The following is a 517-nucleotide window of genomic DNA, read 5'->3' as shown; positions in this document are numbered from 1 at the left end:
GAGGGCGGGGGCCACGGCCAGGGTCTGGTAGACGGTCTCGATGCCGGCGTCGCGGGCGTCCTGGGGTCGTTTGAAGGAGACGGGGTGGCCGTCGAGGCGGAGTTCGCCGGCGTCGGGGACGACGGCGCCGGTGAGGGCTTTGATGAGGGTGGACTTCCCGGCGCCGTTGTCGCCGATGACGGCGAGGACCTCTCCGGGGTAGAGGTCGACGTCGACGCCGTCGAGGCCGATGACCTTGCCGTAGGTCTTGACCAGGCCGCGGGCCTGCAGGACGGGCTGCCTCACACTGGTCGGCGCGCTCATGCCTTGACCTTCCGGATCCATTGGTCGACGGAGACGGCGACGATGACGAGGATGCCGATGGCCAGGACGCGGAACTGGTCGTCGACGCCGGCCAGGGAGAGCCCGGAGGCGAAGGATTGGACGATGAGGGCGCCGAGCAGGGTGCCCAGGACGCCGCCGCGGCCGCCGAAGAGGCTGGTGCCGCCGATGACGACGGCGGTGATGGAGGCGAGGT

At 70.8% G+C, this 517-nt stretch carries 1 protein-coding gene and 1 pseudogene; both read right to left on the bottom strand.

Annotated elements, in window-relative coordinates:
* A partial coding sequence (locus tag ACFFKU_RS04745; protein WP_380136124.1) for an ATP-binding cassette domain-containing protein occupies positions 1-303 on the bottom strand: 303 nt, incomplete at its 3' end.
* Positions 300-517, bottom strand: a pseudogene (locus ACFFKU_RS04740) (ABC transporter permease); the annotation flags it as partial. The pseudogene ACFFKU_RS04740 and the gene ACFFKU_RS04745, both read right to left, overlap by 4 nt.

The organism is Kineococcus gynurae (genome assembly GCF_042433995.1).
Taxonomy (GTDB): Bacteria; Actinomycetota; Actinomycetes; order Actinomycetales; family Kineococcaceae; genus Kineococcus; species Kineococcus gynurae.
This window is presented reverse-complemented; position numbering and strand designations above follow the sequence as displayed.